A 16641-nucleotide genomic window follows, 5' to 3' on the forward strand; every position below is an offset into this window, starting at 1 on the left:
CTCAATTTTAAGGAAAAAAACATGAACGCAAAAAAAACGGCACTGGCCGCTTTCTTTATCCTCACTTCGGCCTTCGCCCATGCAGAACTTAAGCTTGAAACCTATCAGGCCGACCAAGGCAGCTTTAACGTTACCTCAACCCTCATCACAGGGGAAAAAGAAGCCGTGCTGATTGACTCGGGCTTTACCCGTGCCGATGCCCTGCGGATTGCCGCCAAGATACTCGATAGCGGCAAAACCCTAACAACCATCTTCATCAGCCAAGCCGACCCTGATTATTACTTCGGCGTTGAAACGCTCAAAGCACAATTTCCACAAGCCAAAGTGGTAACCACCCCAGCGGTTTTGCAAAAAATTGAAGCCAAATTGCCAAAAAAAGTGGCTTTTTGGAGCCCCAAAATGGGCGAAAACGCACCCAAGCACCCTGTTTTGCCAGAAGCATTAACAGACAACCGCCTCACACTTGAAGGCGACACCATCGAAATCAAAGGCACAGAAGGCCTGCTCGCCCACCGCCCCTATGTTTGGATTCCCTCGCTCAAAGCCATCACAGGCAACATTGCCGTCTTTGGCAAAATGCACGTCTGGACAGCCGACAGCCAAAGCAAAGCGGAACGCAAAGCATGGATAAAACAGCTTGATGAAATGAAAGCCCTCAAGCCCAAAGTGGTGATTGCAGGCCACAGTGCCACCGTCAGACAAGATGTCAGCAATATTGACTTTACCAAGAGCTACCTACAGCAGTTTGAACAAAACTTAGCCCAAAGTAAAAACAGTGCCGACCTGATACAAAAAATGCAAAAAGCCTACCCCAACCTGCCTGCGACAAGCAACCTTGAACTTGGTGCCCAAGTTGCCACAGGCGAAATGAAGTGGTAAGCCCAAGCCATCTAAAAGAGAACACCATGAAAAACCAAAACCTCATTTACCTTTTTGATCCCTTGTGCGGCTGGTGCTACGGTGCGGCAAAAGCCCTGGCAAAGCTTGCCGAACATAACCCCATTGATGCCCTGCCGACAGGCCTTTTTGCCGACACAGGACGCATAATGAATCAAGACTTTGCAAACTACGCTTGGCAAAATGACCTGCGTATTCATCAGCTCACAGGGGCAGAATTTAGCCCCAAATACCACGAGCATATTTTAGAAAAGCCGAGCGTTTTTGATTCACGGCTAATGACCAACGCCCTAGCCCTAGCCAAACGCCAAGCCCCCGAACGGTTTTTTGCCCTGCTGCACGCCTTTGGGCAAGCCCGCTATGTGGAAGGACGCGACACCGCCGACCTTAAAACCGTCTGCAACATCGCAAGCCAAGAGGGCATCAGCTGCCAGCCTGACGACCTCAACAATGCCACAGCCCTTGCCAACCAAGACATTCAGCAAGCCCAAAACCTGATGCAAGCCATGTCTTTGCAGGGCGTACCGCAGCTGATACAAAAGACCCCAAGCGGTTATCAGCCATTGCCACGTGAACTGCTCTTTACTGCCCAAGCATAAAGAAAGCTACCTGAAAACTTGAGTTTAGCTTTCAGGCAGCCTTCGTTTTCTCACCTTGCCAAATTTGCACCCACATCAGCACGCCGCTCACTGCAAATAATCCGATTGAAACCATCGGCTGCGACACCGCAAGGGCGGCGAGGGCGCTGCCGAATGCGGCGGCGAATTGGGTAGCGAGGCGGCTGAGTAAGCTCGCTTGGGCGCGGTGTTCGGCGTTGATGGTGCGGTACAGGGCTGCCATTGGCATAATGCTCAACAGCCCTACGCCACTGCCACGCAAGCTCATTAAAGCCAAGGCTGAAGCGGTATTCAGCGGGAACAATAATGCCAAACTCGACAGCAACACTGCACTAGCGGCAAGGCTTAATAGACGGCGTTCGCCCCAACGCTGGGCGAGGCGTTCCAAATAACGGCGTGCGATCAACGTACCAATGCCGTGTGCTGCCAGCAAGATGCCAATCCAAGCCACATCGTGATGGGCGTTCGTCCACAGGATTGGCAGCAGCAAAATACCGCCGTAGTAATTGAACGCTGCCCAAAACAGCAAACTCAGTTCACGGCGAAAGGCGGAGAGGCGAAGCAAATCGAGGCGTACCAATGCCCGTTCACCTTGACGCTTGGCGTGTATCACAAACAAGCCGCCCAACATCAATCCCACCGCTCCAGCTATCAATGGTTCAGGCTGCCACGCCGCTTGTTGCACGGCATACACCAACAACACTAAGGCTGGGGCGAGGCACACATACCCCCAGCCATCAAAGTCCCAAGCAGGGTTGGCAGACAAGGCGGGAATACATCTGCTCCACACCAACGCCCACGCACACAGCGGCACATTTACGGCAAAAATCCAATGCCAACTGCCCACTTTCAACAAGGCAGAAGCCAACAGCGGTGCGGCAATCGGGGCGATCACCGCAGGCACGGCTAAGGCGGTGAGTGCGGGGCGTAATTTTTCAGACGGCATCACCCGAGCGCACAAGGTTTGCAACAGCGGCTGCATCAAACCCGCCGCCACCCCTTGCCCCACACGTGCCGCCAGCAACACCGCAAAACTATTCGCCACCGCCGCCACTGCAGAACTCAAGGCAAACAATAGCAAACACGCACGCCACAAACGCACCTCGCCCAAGCCTTGCCCCAACGCCGCCGACAACGGCACAGCCGCCACCGCTGCCAACAAATACGCCACCACCAACCATGCCAAAGGGGCAGCAGGAAAACTCACGCCCAACGCAGGCAATGCCGTATTCAATGCTGTTGCATCGGCTAAGGGCAACACAATGCCCAATAACAACGCATTTAAAAAACGTTTTTCGGGCAATGAAAAAATAATCGTTTCAGATGGCATAACTCTTCCTCGTCTGTTTGGATATTGTTTGGCACAATGTTTTTAACTGTTTTATCGGCTCAACCAGTCAATGCCAACAATGCTGACTGATTGATTTTTCAAACAAAATCAGCATAATCCTTTTTTAATTGTTATACTTTCGACAAAATAGCAATAATTATCGAATAAATGGCAAAAACACTCGCTCAACCGCTACCCGATACCCCTTACGCACCCAGTGAAGAAATGCCCATTCGTGTGGTACAGCGCCATCATCAACCCCGCACGGCGGTGGCGAGCCATCAACACGCTTGGGGGCAGTTGGTGTATTCCCGACAAGGCGTGATTCGTGTGTTTACGCCGCAGGCGAGTTTCACCGTGCCGCCTGAACGGGCGGTGTGGATTGCCGCCAATGAGCCTCATCGGGTGGACGTGTTGTCTGCCACGCAGGTGTTTACCGCCCATTTGTACCGTGATGTACCCAGCACCGCTCTGAGCGTGCCGCCCTTGTTGCGTGAGGTCTTGATTGCCCTGTCAAAGCCGTCTGAAAAACGGCGTTTCGACTTGTTGTCTGCTTTATTTTGTGAAGAGTTAAAAAACGCACCCGCCTTGCCGTTGGGCGTGCGATTGCCACAAGACAAGCGTTTGCGTCAGCTGTGTGAAGCCGTGTTGCAAACGCCGAGATTAGATATTCCGCTGGCACAATGGGCGCACGATTGTGGGGCAAGCGTAGCAACGGTGCAGCGTTTGTTTAAGCGTGAGCTGGGCTGCCATTTCAACGCGTGGCGGCAACAAGCCTTGCTCGCCCGTGCCACCGAACTCGCCGCCCAACAGCTGCCCCTCGCCCATATCGCCCTTGAGCTGGGCTACCGCAGCCAAAGCGCGTTTTCCTTTATGGTGAGCCAATGCACAGGACAAACCGCAAGTGCGTATTTTTATCCGAAAGGTAATGAAAATTGAGTGAAAAAATTGCCGCACTTTCTCATTACCTATGTCTTTTATACCCCAAACACATCAGACATAATCAATAACCGTTAAATATACTTATATATAATATCTCTTATCTTTGGATTATGGCCTCATCTAGCATATTCATTTAATGGAGTAAGACAAGCATTTACCCAGCAACTGACACAGTTTCAAGAAAACAATCGCCCCATTATCTATCTTGATGAACGTGGGTTTAAAATAAGCGATTATAGACCTTATGCTTACACCCATAAAAGCCAAAGATGTTATGATATTTATCATTGGCAAGCCAAGAACCAAACCCATGCCATTGGTGCGATCCATAACAACAAATTGTTTGCTGTAGGTCTTTATGAATGCAGTATTAACAGCAAGGTATTTTTATCTTGGGTAGAAAAAGTATTGCTACCAAAGTTACCTAAAAACAGTGTGATTGTCATGGACAATGCCACCTTTCATAAAAGACAAGACATACAAGACACAATCACGAACAAAAGACATGACATTCTTTGGTTACCACCTTACTCACCTGATTTAAATCCCATTGAGCAAATTTAGAGTTGGATTAAGAGATTAAGACAAGATTGGCGATTGGAGTGTATTGATAGGTTGTTCTTTTATTTTATGTGGATTTGTGGTGGTTTTTAGGTTTGGTTGGTATACTTGGCTACCTTGACCTCTCCGCCTACGGCAAAGCCTACGCGGGCTCAGCCAACCTAGTCATACAAGACCTCATCGCTGCCCTCAACTTCATACAAAAAAACATCAAAAACTTTGGTGGCGATGAAAACAACATCACCCTCTTTGGCGTATCAGGCGGCGGAGCCACAGTCCTCACCCTCATGGGCACAGAAGCCGCCCAAGGACGCTTTCACGAAGCCATCGTCCAAAGCGGAGCCATAGAAAAAATGGGCATGACCCTGCTGCCGCAAACCGCCACCCGACGAGTTGCCGCCCTCACACCACACCGCAGAAATTCCCTTTGTGATGCACAACACCGACCGCACCGCAAGTGCCAACGGCAACGGCCAAAACGCCCAAAAACTCGCCGACCTCATGAGCTAAGCGTGGATAAACTTCGCCAAAACAGGCAAACCAAACAGCCAAGGGCTGCCACACTGGTCTGCCTACACCAGACAAAACGGTGCCGTGATGATTTTTAGCGACCACCCAAGCGTCCGCTACCACCACGACCGCAAACTGCAAGCCCTGATACAAAAAATGCCCACACAATAACTAAGGTATAAAAAGGCTGCCTGAAAGTTTTAAATGTTCAGGCAGCCTGATTGAAAAACTACGCTTTTAACTGGTGGTTTTTGGGATACTTATTTTCACCCGAGTGGGTAGAAAAATCATTTAAAAATTAAAGTCAAAAATAAACAAAATGGCGATAAAAATTTAAAGATTTTTGACCGCTCTTTTCATTCTCTTTTCCATAAAAAGGGCTACCTGAAAATACTGGTTTTAAGTTTTCAGGCAGCCTTTCAACCGCTTAAATTTAAAAAAAAGTAACCGCAGTATCAAACCCGACTGCTTTTTAAACCCGCCTTGCCATTTTGCCAAAGCGTCCGCCACAAAATCCGCCACGCCGATGTGTTTGGATCTGGCTTTTTCCCAACGCCCATGCGTGCCATTTGATACATATACCAGCCCATTTCCAGCACCGACCCCATTTTTTCATCAATTTTGGCAACCCCTGTGGCAACGGGCTTAAGTTCAACGGTTTGGTATGTTCCAGCTTGGATTTGATTGGGTAAATCAGGCACCAACGCAAACGGGCGTGCCACGCCGACAAAATCGAGCTCACCGCTTGTTAGTGCATCATTCATCGCACTTTGCGAACGAAATCCGCCTGTAATAATCAGCGGCACTTGGCTGACCGTGCGTGCTTTTTGGGCGTAATCCAAAAAATAGGCCTCGCGTTTTTGTGAACTGGGTTTGCTTGACAGCATCACAGGGCTTTCATAATTACCGCCAGAAACTTCAATAAAATCAATCCCAAGCTCACTTAATTTGGCAATCACCTGCACAGATTCGCTCTCATCAAAGCCGCCTTTTTGAAAATCGGCGGAATTGAGTTTCACGCCCACCAAAAATTCAGGCTGCACCGCTGCCCGAATGGCTTGATAAATGGCGACCAAAAACCGCATACGATTGTCCAAACTGCCGCCATATTCATCATCACGGCGGTTGTGGTGGGGCGATAAAAATTGGCTAATCAGATAGCCGTGTGCCGCATGAATCTGCACGCCTGAAAAGCCTGCTTGTTCGGCAAGTTGGGCGGTTTTGGCAAATTGGGCAATCAAGGTATGAATTTCGGGTATCGTCAAAGCTCTGGGTGGATTAAAAAAGCTCTCCATGCCGCTAAGTGGCACGGCACTTGGGGCGACAGGTTCGGCGTTTAGGGCTTTGGGCGATTGCTTGCCTGCGTGGTTGATTTGCATGATGAGCAGGGTGTTGTCTTGCGTGCCTGCTGTTGCCCATTTTTTAAGCATTGGCAAATCGCCGTCATCAGATTGCACGACATCATCTGGCGAACCTTTGCCTTGCTGGCAAATCATCACATTGCCCGTAACCAGTATGCCTGCACCGCCTTTTGCCCAAGTGTCGTAGAGTTTGACCAATTGACCGCTGACATGGTTGTTGGCAGCAAGCTGCTCTTCCATTGCGGATTTAAAAAAGCGGTTTTTGGCGGTTTTGCCGTTTTTAAAAGTGAAAGATTCAAATAACATCACTTGGATTTCCTTGTAAGAGAGTTTATAGGTTTAAGAATATAAACCCATAAGGTTAAAAATAAAACAGCCTGAAGACTTAACGCCATTTCAGGCTGCCTGAAAAGTGCTACACCACAATTTTGCTGATTTTCCACGCTTGTCCATTATGGATTAAGGATAGCGTTTGACCGATTTTCCACACTTTTCTGATGCCATAAATGCTGGCATCTGTTTTACCACGCACATACATCTTGGCATGTTGTCCATCAACCGTAATTTCACTCAATTGCTTATGATAGGAGTAATAATGAAAAGTGCCTTCTTGAATGAATTGCACATAATCCGCCAATGATTGCACAGTGCCTGTAACGTGCGTCAGCGTAAAATCGCTTTCGGTTAATCGATAAAGGGTGTCAATATCGACCTTAATAACCGCCTGCATATAGTCATCAAAAACTTGCTCAATCAGGCTTTGTTCTGTCATTGCCATGTTATTCATTTGGGCTTTTTGAAGCTAATTTGCTTTGTGTTTCGCTTATCATAAAATGAGCCACACGTTTTTTAATCAGCCACTTATCATCTTGTTTAATAAAATCATCAAGATAACGCACCGAATGGGTTTGAATTTCGGTAGCATTTGCCAATTTCACCATGCAATACAAGACGGCACTTGCATGAGTTTCGCTGTGAAAAGTTACCGTATGCTGACCGTTTGCGTGATACATGGTGTCAAACTGCTTGGTAAAATCGGTAAAAACCCGCTCAATCTCTTCGTGTCCCTGCATTTCATACACCAATTGCCCATTGATGTGCGTATTGACCACCGCATCAGGGGTAAAGAGTTGTACAACCTGTTCGTGAATCCGCCATTCGTCCGCTAAATTAGAGAAGGTATCAACGACATCACGCAGTGCTTGGCGGTCTAATAATTGCTGTAATAAAGGGTTCATGATTTTTCCTTATAAAAAGTCTTTGGGAAGTCTAAAAATTCGTCCTATCCGTAAGCTATCCGCTCCAACCACAATGCGCTTGCAATGACTCAACCAGTGCTTTTAACAAAAGAGCAGAATCCTCCAAAGTCGCAAAATAATAACGCTCCTTGCCCACTTGCGTAACCTGCACCAGCCCCGCCTGAAGCATAAGCTTTAAATGGTGCGACACCGCAGGACGGGATAAATGGATTTTTTCGGTAAGCTCATTGACATTTAATTTGCCGTGAATAATCAATAAATCCAAAATCTCGTGGCGGTTTTCGTCCGCCAAAATGGAAAAAGTGGGGATACATTGTTTTAAGATGGCTTTGGTTTGGGCTGACATAGGGCAGATGGGCAACTTTTTTGTTTGTATAGTCATTTACATTCAAACGAATACAGCGTTAAAGACTCCCTCATGTACTATCTGTACACTTCGGTCGCCTTTGCCTTGTCTTCGTTTGAATTTAAGCGACTATAATATTCTGTTTATAGGTTTAAAAACTTGGACGCATTATGTCTTAATTCATCAGCACGGTCAAGCCTTTTTGGATAATCGGCACCATCATCACGATAAAAATTTTGGGTAAAATCAGCACAGCTGCCATTTTGGCAATCATTCCCCCAATGCTCTCTTATGCTGATTTTAAGACTTGCCAAAGCATCGAGCGGTTTAAAATGCTATTTTGACGCTTTCAGGCAGCCTGAAAAAAATACGCTTTTAAATAGCGGTATTATTCACTATGAATTTTCACCCGAGTTATTAGAAAAATCATTTAAAAATCAAAACGAAAACCCATCAAATCAGGATAAAAACCTTGAAGATTTTTGACCGCTCTTTTAATCCCCTTTTCCCAATAAAAAGGCTACCTGAAAACTTGAGTTTTGCTTTCAGGCAGCCTTTTGCTCTTTTTTGAACTTAAAGACGGCTATAAAATCAAATCAAGCAGTTTTTTTAGTCTTTTTTCTTTGACCGTCAAAAAGTTTAAAAAATAATCAATCTGGCATGCCTCATCTTTTAGCGGAATCAATAAACGGCCATCTCCGTCATCACGGTAAGTCTGAGCCAATTGGCTGGAAAAAGACAGAAAATCGCTCTCAATTAGCCGTTGCTGAAAAGTCATAAAATCATCTTCATAATCAATGAATAAACTTGGCAGATGCTTGGCAAGATACTGGCTGATTTTTCCCCAAAAATGCCCCTGTACATTTAACTGCAAGACTTTATAAGGAAGGATATCTTCTAAAGATAGGCTGGTATGTTTGGCAAGCGGATGATTTTTGGGGACGGACAATAATGCCCGATCGGTCAGCAAAAAATGGCTGGCTATGGCTTTGCCATCGCATTCATCGTCAAACTTCTGACTGCTGATAACCACATCATACTGACCTGAACACAGCTCTGCCTGACCTTTTTTAAGAAATTCAAATCGGCTGGTTTTTACAGAATACTGCTCTGGCAATAAAGAAAATTTTGGTAACAAAAACCACATAATGCCAGCATCGCAAAAGCCAAATTTGATATGGCAAAAACCGTCTGCCTGTTCTAAAAAATACGCCTTCATCTCCTCGGCTTTTGCCACAACCGCCTGTGCATACACCAAGGCATTCCTGCCCATTTCATTAAGCTTGATGGCATTCTTTTTACGCTCAAAGAGCATAACGCCAAGTTCTGCTTCAAGCCGCTTTACCATGGCACTAAGTGCCGGCTGTGAAATATGCAGAACAGCTGCCGCCTCGCTTAGGCTCTCATATTCTGCCACTTTGATAAATTGTTTTAACTGCGTCAGCTCCATATCTTCACCTTATCCTCATCACTTTAGTATAACTTAAACAAATACTAGCATAATTAAATACCAATGTACCGCCAAAGAAGAAAAAACGATAATAACGCCAATACGTAAACGGTTAAGGAAACCCAGTAATGAAAAAATCATGAAAAAATTCGCCATGCTCAGTCTTGTGATGACTTCTGCGGCTATGGCACAAACGGTACAGATTGAAAATGGGAAATTACACGGCGGATTGGCAGATGGCGTACAGTTTTATAAAGGTATCCCTTATGCCGAGCCGCCTGTCGGTTCTCTGCGTTGGCAGCCGCCGCAAAAAGCCAAAAACTGGCAGGGCATCAAAGATGCCACAAAATATGGTGCACAATGCCCGCAAAATACCGATTTAGGCTCTTTCGGCAAAGCTGGCGGTAGCGAAGATTGTTTGTTTATCAATGTTTTTGCTCCAAAAGATGCGAAAGCTCATGATCATTTGCCCGTGCTGTTTTGGATTCATGGCGGTGCGTGGCTGGTCGGTGCCAGCGATGACTACAATCCGTCCGAGCTTGCCAAAAAAGCCCATGCCGTGGTTGTTACCCTAAACTACCGCTTGGGCGTCTTGGGATTTTTCAGCCATTCATCTTTAGACAATGAGGGACACGCTTTTGGCAATTACGGCTATATGGATCAAAGCCTTGCCTTAGATTGGGTGCAAAAAAATATTGCCCAGTTCGGCGGCAACCCAAAAAATATCACCATTTTTGGTGAATCATCAGGCGGCAATGCCGTATTGGCACAGGTTGTTTCGCCTTGGAGCAAAAATAAATTTCAGCACGCCATTTCTATGAGCGGCGGTATCAGTATGCTGCGTGAACCCGTCTTTTTCGCCCCCTTTTCCCTGCAAAGAGCCAGAGCGATGAATCAAAAATTCGTTGATGCAGTCGGCTGTCAAAAAGACACCGCAAATTGCCTGCGTCAATTGCCACTACATAAGATTCTTAGCGAGCAAAATATGGGCAATGCGTTGCAGCAAGGCATGATTGACGGCAGTTTTCTTCAAGAGCACCCAGCCGATGCCATCAAAAATGGACGCTTTAACCGTGTAACACTGGTCAATGGCATCACACGCAATGAAGGAAGATTTTTTGCAGGTCTCATGGAAAACCTAACGGGCAACCCCATGACAAAAGCCAACTATCAAGCCGCACTTGAACAAACCCTAGGCAAAGCACTCACCCAAAAAGTCATGCAACAATTTCCGCCAGAAAAGTATGACAGCATTGCCGAAGCCTATGCCGATGTATTCACCTCTGCCTTTTTTGCCTGCGTCGCCAATCAGGCGAACCATTGGGCTTCACGCTACACCCCCACTTATGGCTACGTTTTTGCCGACCGCACAGCCCCCAGCTATCTGATGCCTGCTACCTTTCCCATCGGTGCTGGCCATACCTATGAACTGCCCTATCTCTTTCGTGGCTTTCACGGCGGCAGCGGCCTAAAAACCACGCTCAATCCGCTGCAAGACAAACTCTCAGAAGAGATGATGCAATTATGGACAGCCTTAGCCAACCCAGAAAACAGCAAATGGCAGAAATTTGATGCCCAAAAAGAAAACTATCTGCTGCTAAAACTGCCTGCTGCCGAAATGCGTGAGCAAGCCTTATCGCAGCATCATTGCGATTTTTGGGACAAAACAGGCATTTATTGATGCCGCTAGCTTTTTTAAGCATCGTGCTTTAGCAAATCAAAAGCTGCCTGAAAAACAAAAAACGGTGAGTTTTCAGGCAGCCTGATTCTTTGACTTTTACCATAAAAACAAATCCATTACCGCAAAATTTCGATAAACCCTATCCAAAATCAGGGGCTAATCAGTAAGGCACGGACACGCTAAAATCATTCATAAAAATACAAGGATAAAAAATGACCCCTTTAAACGAACAAAAAGCAGGAGTGGTCTACGCCCTCATCACCATGCTGATTTGGGGCTTAACCCCGCTTGTTTTTAAACTGCTGCAAGGCGTTGGGGCGGCAGAAATCATCGTCTTTCGCATTCTCTTTTCTTTATTGCTGCTGCTTGTTTTTATCAGCCTAAACAGGCAGTGGCAGAGCGTCAAAACCGTTATCGGCAGCAAACGCAGCTTGCTGCTGCTTTTGATGAGCGGCAGCACCATTGCCCTTGCTTGGGGCATTTATATTTATGCCATCATAACGGACAGAATGGCCGATGCCGCCCTTGGCAACTTCATCGCCCCCATTGTGCAGATGGTGCTGGGCTTTTGGCTGTTTGGCGAACGCTTAAGCCCTGTGGGCAAAACCGCCTTTGTGCTGGCTATTCTCGCCGTTGCCCTAGAAATCTTTTTGGCAGGCAACTTGCCGTGGATTGCCGTTTGTTTGGCGGTTTTTACCGCACTTTACGCCACTTTGCGTAAAAAAGCCGCTGTCGGGGCGATGGCAGGATTACTGGTGGAAACCACGCTGATGCTGCCCTTTGCCTTGGGCTATCTTGCCTATTATCCGACCCATTTTGCTTTTGATTTAACGGGCTTTTTGCTCTTTTTGTGCGGTGTGCTGACCTTTGTACCGCTCATCACCTTTAACCTTGCCGCCTTACGTCTGCCGCTCAACACCCTTGCCATGCTGCAATACCTCACGCCCTCGCTTGTGCTGATGCTTGCCGTCTTTGTCTATCACGAACCTGTCGGCGGTGCAAAACTTGCCGCTTTTGCCCTGATATGGCTTGCGATTTTCTTGGTGAGTGCGGAAGGGGGTAAGGAAGAATCGGAGAAAAATGGTTAAAAGATAAAACTTTTTGACCTGAGTGTTGGAGTTGGTTTTTTCTTAACCACTCAGGTTAAAAATAAAAAATGGCCTTATTTTACACCGCACTTATGATCTCACGTGTTCCGAAAATTCCACAATATTTGGCAAGATGATTAAATATGAGAATGAGCAGAGAACGTCTGCTCATTCGAAGCCAATGTTGAAAGTCGATAATGCGATGTAAATCTGTAATTTACTGATGTCGATAGTCATTCGCTTGTTGTAATAATTGACGACTTTCTTTAAGAAATTGTTCTGAATAATCGCCAAACCAATCACGCACTTTTTCAAATGCGTTGATAAAACCTTGTTTATCGCCGTTTTCAAAAAAAGTGAGACTTTCTTCATAACTTTGTTTTAGGCTTTCGATCACTTCAAGGTTTTCGGGTTTATCCATAATAATATCGGCATATAATGCCCCATCTTGAGCGAATAGACGCCCGATCATAGCTAATTCTAAGCGGTAAATTGGGGAAGATAATGCTAATAATTTGGCTAATTCCACGGGTTGTTTGGATAAATGTAGCCCATTGGCGAAGGTAGCAAAATGGCGTAAAGCTTGAATATAAGTCATACTTTGATCGTGTTCTGCCGCATCCACTTGATAAATCTTCGCGCCCCAAATGCTGATTTGATCTAACAGCCATTGATAGCGCTCAGGATAACGCCCATCACAACGCACAACAACTTGTTTTGCCATACTTGCAATATCTGGTCCGAACATTGGGTGCAAGCCCACTACTGCCCCCTTATGCACTTCTAGCATTTTAGCTAGCGGGGCTTTTTTCACCGATGTGAGATCGGTGAGTAGCATATTTTCGGTTAAATAAGGGGCAAGGTGTTCGATGGTTTCTACTGTGTTTACGATGGGTACAGAGACAATAACTACATCTGCGCCCGATAGAATCTCATCTGCTTGGTCCCAATCATTTCGCCCTAAATTTTCAACTTGATAGCCAGAAAGTTGTAGATAACGCCCGAATAATCCGCCTAGCTTTCCGTTTCCGCCAACAATAACAATTTTTTTAATGTTTGGATTAACGGTTTTAAAACCAAATTGATTTTCTCTGGTGTAAGATTCTCGCATTAAACGGCGTAGTACATCTTCGATTAAATCAGGCGGTACACCAAGTTTTTCTGCTTCTTGTCGTCTTGCTTGCAACATTTCAGCTTCACGATTTGGTACATAAATAGGTAAACCTTGTTGATGTTTTATTTCTCCCACTTTTTTTACCAATGCCAACCGTTTTGCGAATAATTGCAATAATTCTTGATCTAGTGTATCAATTTCTGTACGCAGTGCTTTTAGGGCGTCCACATTGTTGTCCTTATTTCTTTACAGTTTAGTTATTTCTCGCTCAAGGCTTGTGCCATTTGGCGTAATAATTTTTCACTCGTTCCCCAATCAATACAAGCATCGGTAATGGATACGCCGTATTGCATTTCACTTATCGGCTGTTCCGCACTTTGATTACCTGCGTTGATATGGCTTTCTAGCATCACGCCTATAATTGATTGGTTGCCATTGACAATTTGCTGCGTAACGTCTTGCGCCACAATTGGCTGACGACGATAATCTTTATTGGAATTACCGTGACTACAATCCACCATAATTGCCGGTGCTAAGCCAGCTTTTTGCAATTCTTGTTCGGCTTGTTGAATAAATTCGGCTTGATAATTTGGCACTTTACCGCCACGCAGAATAATATGTCCGTTTGGATTACCTGCCGTGTTGAGTAAATTTACCTGCCCTTGTTGGTTGATTCCAATGAAACTATGCCCCATTGCCGAAGCCTTCATTGCATTAATAGCTGTTGCAATGCTACCATCTGTGCCATTTTTGAAACCTACCGCCATTGACAAGCCTGATGCCAATTCACGGTGTGTTTGTGATTCTGTGGTTCTTGCCCCAATAGCCGACCAGCTAAATAAATCCGCCATATATTGTGGTGTGATAGGATCAAGGGCTTCAGTAGCAAGCGGTAAGCCCATTTCTGCCAGCTCTAACAATAATTGGCGTGCAATATGCAATCCGTGTTCCACATCAAAACTACCGTCAATTTTCGGATCATTGATTAATCCTTTCCAGCCGACAGTCGTACGTGGTTTTTCAAAATACACACGCATCACAATGTAAAGCTGATCTTTTAATTCATCTGACAAGGCTTTCAATCGTTTTGCGTAATCCAAGGCAGAAAGGGGATCGTGAATGGAACAGGGTCCGATCACCACTAATAAACGATTATCTTTTTTATGAATAATATTCGCAATATCCGCCCGCGATTGCTCAATTTGATGAGATAAATGTTGCGGTAATGGCAATTTTTCTTTCAGTTCGTGTGGTGTAATTAGCACTTTTTCATTAACAATATTCACATTATGAATGCTATCTTTGTGATTTACGTGGTTCATTTTTCTTTCCTACCCACCCTCAGGGTGTAAATTTTTATATACAACATACGTAACACATAAATTACACTTAAACTAAGAGAAATTCAACTTGTTTTACACGGAATTTACAAAATGGTGCGAAATTTTTGCCAAATAGGTGGCACGTTTTCCGGCAATTCAAGAGATCGTCCTAATTCAATCCAGCCACAAGGAAAATGGAAATCTGACCCAACAGACCCAAGTAAACCTTGTTCAAGCGCCCAACGTGCCAGCAATAATCGTTGATCTTTCGTTTGCCCACAACCCGAAACCTCAATTGCATCACCACCGCTTTGGGCAAAATCTGTAATCAGTTTTTTGAGCCATTTGGTGGTTAAAGTATAACGCAGAGGATGCGCTAACACCGCCATTCCGCCCGCTTGGTGAATAATTTCAATCGCACTAGGAATATCCACCCATTCCGCTTTGACATAAGCAGATTTGCCTTGCCCAAGATAACGTTTGAAAGCCTGATTAATATGAGAAACCTTACCTATTTCCACTAAATAGCGGGCATAATGCGCGCGGGTTACTTCGCCTTGAGTGAAGCGCTTTGCCCCGTCAAAAGCATTTTCTATTCCTAATTTTGCTAATTTCTCGCCAATTTCCATTGCTCTTGCTAAGCGTTTTTCTGCTTGCTGTTGCAAAAGTGCGGTCATTTTTTCGTGATTTTTATCAAAATCCAATCCCACAATATGAATAGCGCGATTTTCCCATTGCGTCGAAATTTCCACCCCATTAATCAGCGTAATACCTAATAAATCGGCCTGTTCTTGTGCCTCCGTTAAACCTGCAACGCTATCGTGATCAGTTAACGCCAACACGGAAACCTGATTGTCATAAGCGCGTTGCACGACCTCTTTAGGGCTTAATACCCCATCGGATGCCGTGCTATGACAATGTAAATCGTAAATCTTTTGCATTGTTGTTCCTAAATAAAAAAGTGCGGTACTTTTTTTTGTGATTTTTCCGCTTTAAGTTAAAAAGATAAAAATAAAGACGGACATTCGCCCGCCCTTATCTCTGTTTCATTTATTGCTATTTCAAGGCTGCTTCTCAAGCCTTTTCAGGTTATATATCCATTAAAAATGGGTTACTAGTTCTTTGATTAATCTAGGACCCTGATAAATCAAGCCTGAGTACACTTGCAATAATTGCGCACCTGCCGCCATTTTTTCTTGTGCGCTAGCAACACTGTTTATGCCACCACTGCCGATAATCGGAATATCATCTTTTAATTCTTGATATAAACGAGCGATGATTTGCGTACTTTTTTGCTGTAATGGTTTTCCACTTAACCCACCGATTTCATTGGCATTTTTTGAACCTTGCACACTGTCGCGAGCAATGGTGGTGTTCGTTGCAATAACCCCATCAACCTTGTGACGTCGTAACGCATCTGCAATTTGTACCAATTCAGATTCGGTTAAATCTGGTGCAATTTTTACCGCAATTGGTACATATTTATTATATTGGTTCGCCAAAATATGCTGACGGGCTTTAATACTTTGCAATAAATCGTCTAACGCTTCACCATATTGTAACTGGCGTAAATCTGGCGTGTTGGGCGAGGAAATATTCACTGTAATATAGTCGGCATAATTATAGGCTTTGTTCAAACAATAAAGATAATCTTCTTTACCGCGTTCAATGGGAGTGCGTTTATTTTTGCCAATATTAATCCCGATCACGCCATCAAAGCGTGCTTTCTTGACATTTTCAATCACCGCATCAATGCCCTGATTATTAAAGCCGTTACGATTAATAATACCCTCTTCCTCAATTAAGCGAAATTGACGAGGTTTAGGATTGCCCTCTTGCCCTAAAGGGGTAACAGTGCCGACTTCAATAAAACCAAATCCCATTGCACCAAAGCCATCAATGGCTTCAGCATTTTTATCTGCGCCAGCGGCTAGCCCAATAGGATTTTTAAATTTAATCCCCATAACCGTTTTTTCATTACCTTGTGGGTAAGCGAACAACGCTTTAACCAGCGGATATAAGGCAGGTTTACCAGCAAGTTTTAATAGCTGGATCGTTAAATTGTGGGCATTTTCAGCATCAAGGCTGAAAAGTGCTTTTCGGATTAAAGGATATATATTCACTCGTTTATCTCACTGGATAGTTAAACTGTAAAAAAGTGCG

General features: G+C 45.1%; 18 protein-coding genes and 1 pseudogene. 8 read left to right on the plus strand and 11 right to left on the minus strand.

Annotated features, from left to right (window positions below):
* Nucleotides 1-21 precede the first annotated feature (21 nt).
* Together L4F93_RS11565 and L4F93_RS11570 are read left to right on the plus strand one after the other, a co-directional pair.
* Nucleotides 22-879 (plus strand): MBL fold metallo-hydrolase, encoded by an 858-nt coding sequence (locus L4F93_RS11565; protein WP_250350380.1) that lies wholly within the window; start codon nt 22-24, stop codon nt 877-879.
* Between the two features lie 167 nt (nt 880-1046).
* Entirely contained in the window at nt 1047-1496 is a 450-nt protein-coding gene (locus L4F93_RS11570) for a hypothetical protein (protein WP_250350381.1), read from the plus strand.
* A 31-nt stretch (nt 1497-1527) separates the two neighbouring features.
* Here the strand turns inward: L4F93_RS11570 and L4F93_RS11575 are convergent, their stop codons facing one another.
* Nucleotides 1528-2844, minus strand: a complete 1317-nt coding sequence (locus L4F93_RS11575) for an MFS transporter (RefSeq protein WP_250350382.1) — start codon at nt 2842-2844, stop codon at nt 1528-1530.
* 168 nt (nt 2845-3012) lie between these two features.
* Here L4F93_RS11575 and L4F93_RS11580 point away from each other — a divergent pair, with 168 nt between their 5' ends.
* The 3 genes and pseudogenes from L4F93_RS11580 to L4F93_RS11585 all read left to right on the plus strand — a co-directional run.
* Nucleotides 3013-3783, plus strand: a complete 771-nt coding sequence (locus tag L4F93_RS11580) for an AraC family transcriptional regulator (RefSeq protein ID WP_250350383.1) — start codon at nt 3013-3015, stop codon at nt 3781-3783.
* A 228-nt stretch (nt 3784-4011) separates the two neighbouring features.
* On the plus strand, nt 4012-4350 hold the full coding sequence (locus L4F93_RS12475; protein ID WP_442780718.1) for a transposase: 339 nt from the start codon (nt 4012-4014) through the stop codon (nt 4348-4350).
* Between the two features lie 68 nt (nt 4351-4418).
* Nucleotides 4419-4700, plus strand: a pseudogene (locus L4F93_RS11585) (carboxylesterase family protein); the annotation flags it as partial.
* Between the two features lie 49 nt (nt 4701-4749).
* On the opposite strand, the gene L4F93_RS11590 reads toward L4F93_RS11585, so the two are convergent.
* From L4F93_RS11590 to L4F93_RS11615, 5 genes are all read right to left on the minus strand, one after another.
* A complete protein-coding gene (locus L4F93_RS11590) occupies nt 4750-4911 on the minus strand; it encodes a hypothetical protein (RefSeq protein ID WP_250351720.1) in 162 nt (53 codons plus the stop codon).
* Between the two features lie 401 nt (nt 4912-5312).
* Nucleotides 5313-6524: an NADH:flavin oxidoreductase/NADH oxidase family protein gene (locus L4F93_RS11600; protein ID WP_250351699.1), complete on the minus strand. Its 1212-nt coding sequence runs from the start codon at nt 6522-6524 to the stop codon at nt 5313-5315.
* 109 nt (nt 6525-6633) lie between these two features.
* Nucleotides 6634-7005 carry a nuclear transport factor 2 family protein gene (locus L4F93_RS11605; RefSeq protein ID WP_250350384.1) on the minus strand — a complete coding sequence of 124 codons (372 nt, stop codon included), beginning with the start codon at nt 7003-7005 and terminating at the stop codon, nt 6634-6636.
* On the minus strand, nt 6998-7456 hold the full coding sequence (locus L4F93_RS11610) for a nuclear transport factor 2 family protein (protein ID WP_250350385.1): 459 nt from the start codon (nt 7454-7456) through the stop codon (nt 6998-7000). The genes L4F93_RS11605 and L4F93_RS11610 overlap by 8 nt, the downstream gene beginning before the upstream one ends.
* 55 nt (nt 7457-7511) lie before the next feature.
* Nucleotides 7512-7823 carry an ArsR/SmtB family transcription factor gene (locus tag L4F93_RS11615; protein WP_265762003.1) on the minus strand — a complete coding sequence of 104 codons (312 nt, stop codon included), beginning with the start codon at nt 7821-7823 and terminating at the stop codon, nt 7512-7514.
* A 291-nt stretch (nt 7824-8114) separates the two neighbouring features.
* On the opposite strand from L4F93_RS11615, the gene L4F93_RS11620 reads away from it, so the two are divergent.
* Nucleotides 8115-8309 carry a hypothetical protein gene (locus tag L4F93_RS11620; RefSeq protein WP_250350387.1) on the plus strand — a complete coding sequence of 65 codons (195 nt, stop codon included), beginning with the start codon at nt 8115-8117 and terminating at the stop codon, nt 8307-8309.
* Between the two features lie 97 nt (nt 8310-8406).
* Here L4F93_RS11620 and L4F93_RS11625 read toward each other — a convergent pair whose 3' ends face one another.
* On the minus strand, nt 8407-9273 hold the full coding sequence (locus L4F93_RS11625) for a LysR family transcriptional regulator (protein WP_250350388.1): 867 nt from the start codon (nt 9271-9273) through the stop codon (nt 8407-8409).
* Between the two features lie 139 nt (nt 9274-9412).
* Between L4F93_RS11625 and L4F93_RS11630 the strand changes: the two genes are divergently transcribed.
* Together L4F93_RS11630 and rarD are read left to right on the plus strand one after the other, a co-directional pair.
* Nucleotides 9413-10954: a carboxylesterase/lipase family protein gene (locus L4F93_RS11630; protein WP_250350389.1), complete on the plus strand. Its 1542-nt coding sequence runs from the start codon at nt 9413-9415 to the stop codon at nt 10952-10954.
* A 212-nt stretch (nt 10955-11166) separates the two neighbouring features.
* Nucleotides 11167-12042 carry an EamA family transporter RarD gene (gene rarD, locus L4F93_RS11635; protein WP_250350390.1) on the plus strand — a complete coding sequence of 292 codons (876 nt, stop codon included), beginning with the start codon at nt 11167-11169 and terminating at the stop codon, nt 12040-12042.
* Between the two features lie 217 nt (nt 12043-12259).
* Here the strand turns inward: rarD and tyrA are convergent, their stop codons facing one another.
* The 4 genes from tyrA to pyrD form a co-directional block, all read right to left on the minus strand.
* The gene (gene tyrA / locus L4F93_RS11640) at nt 12260-13384 is read right to left on the minus strand and encodes a bifunctional chorismate mutase/prephenate dehydrogenase (RefSeq protein ID WP_250350391.1); all 1125 of its coding nucleotides are present in this window, start codon (nt 13382-13384) and stop codon (nt 12260-12262) included.
* A 29-nt stretch (nt 13385-13413) separates the two neighbouring features.
* A complete protein-coding gene (locus L4F93_RS11645) occupies nt 13414-14478 on the minus strand; it encodes a 3-deoxy-7-phosphoheptulonate synthase (RefSeq protein WP_250350392.1) in 1065 nt (354 codons plus the stop codon).
* A 104-nt stretch (nt 14479-14582) separates the two neighbouring features.
* Nucleotides 14583-15419 carry an RNase RNM gene (gene rnm / locus L4F93_RS11650; protein WP_250350393.1) on the minus strand — a complete coding sequence of 279 codons (837 nt, stop codon included), beginning with the start codon at nt 15417-15419 and terminating at the stop codon, nt 14583-14585.
* Between the two features lie 159 nt (nt 15420-15578).
* Nucleotides 15579-16595: a quinone-dependent dihydroorotate dehydrogenase gene (pyrD, locus tag L4F93_RS11655; RefSeq protein ID WP_250351700.1), complete on the minus strand. Its 1017-nt coding sequence runs from the start codon at nt 16593-16595 to the stop codon at nt 15579-15581.
* Nucleotides 16596-16641: the final 46 nt, after the last annotated feature.

The organism is Avibacterium sp. 20-132, from assembly GCF_023611925.1.
GTDB lineage: Bacteria > Pseudomonadota > Gammaproteobacteria > Enterobacterales > Pasteurellaceae > Avibacterium.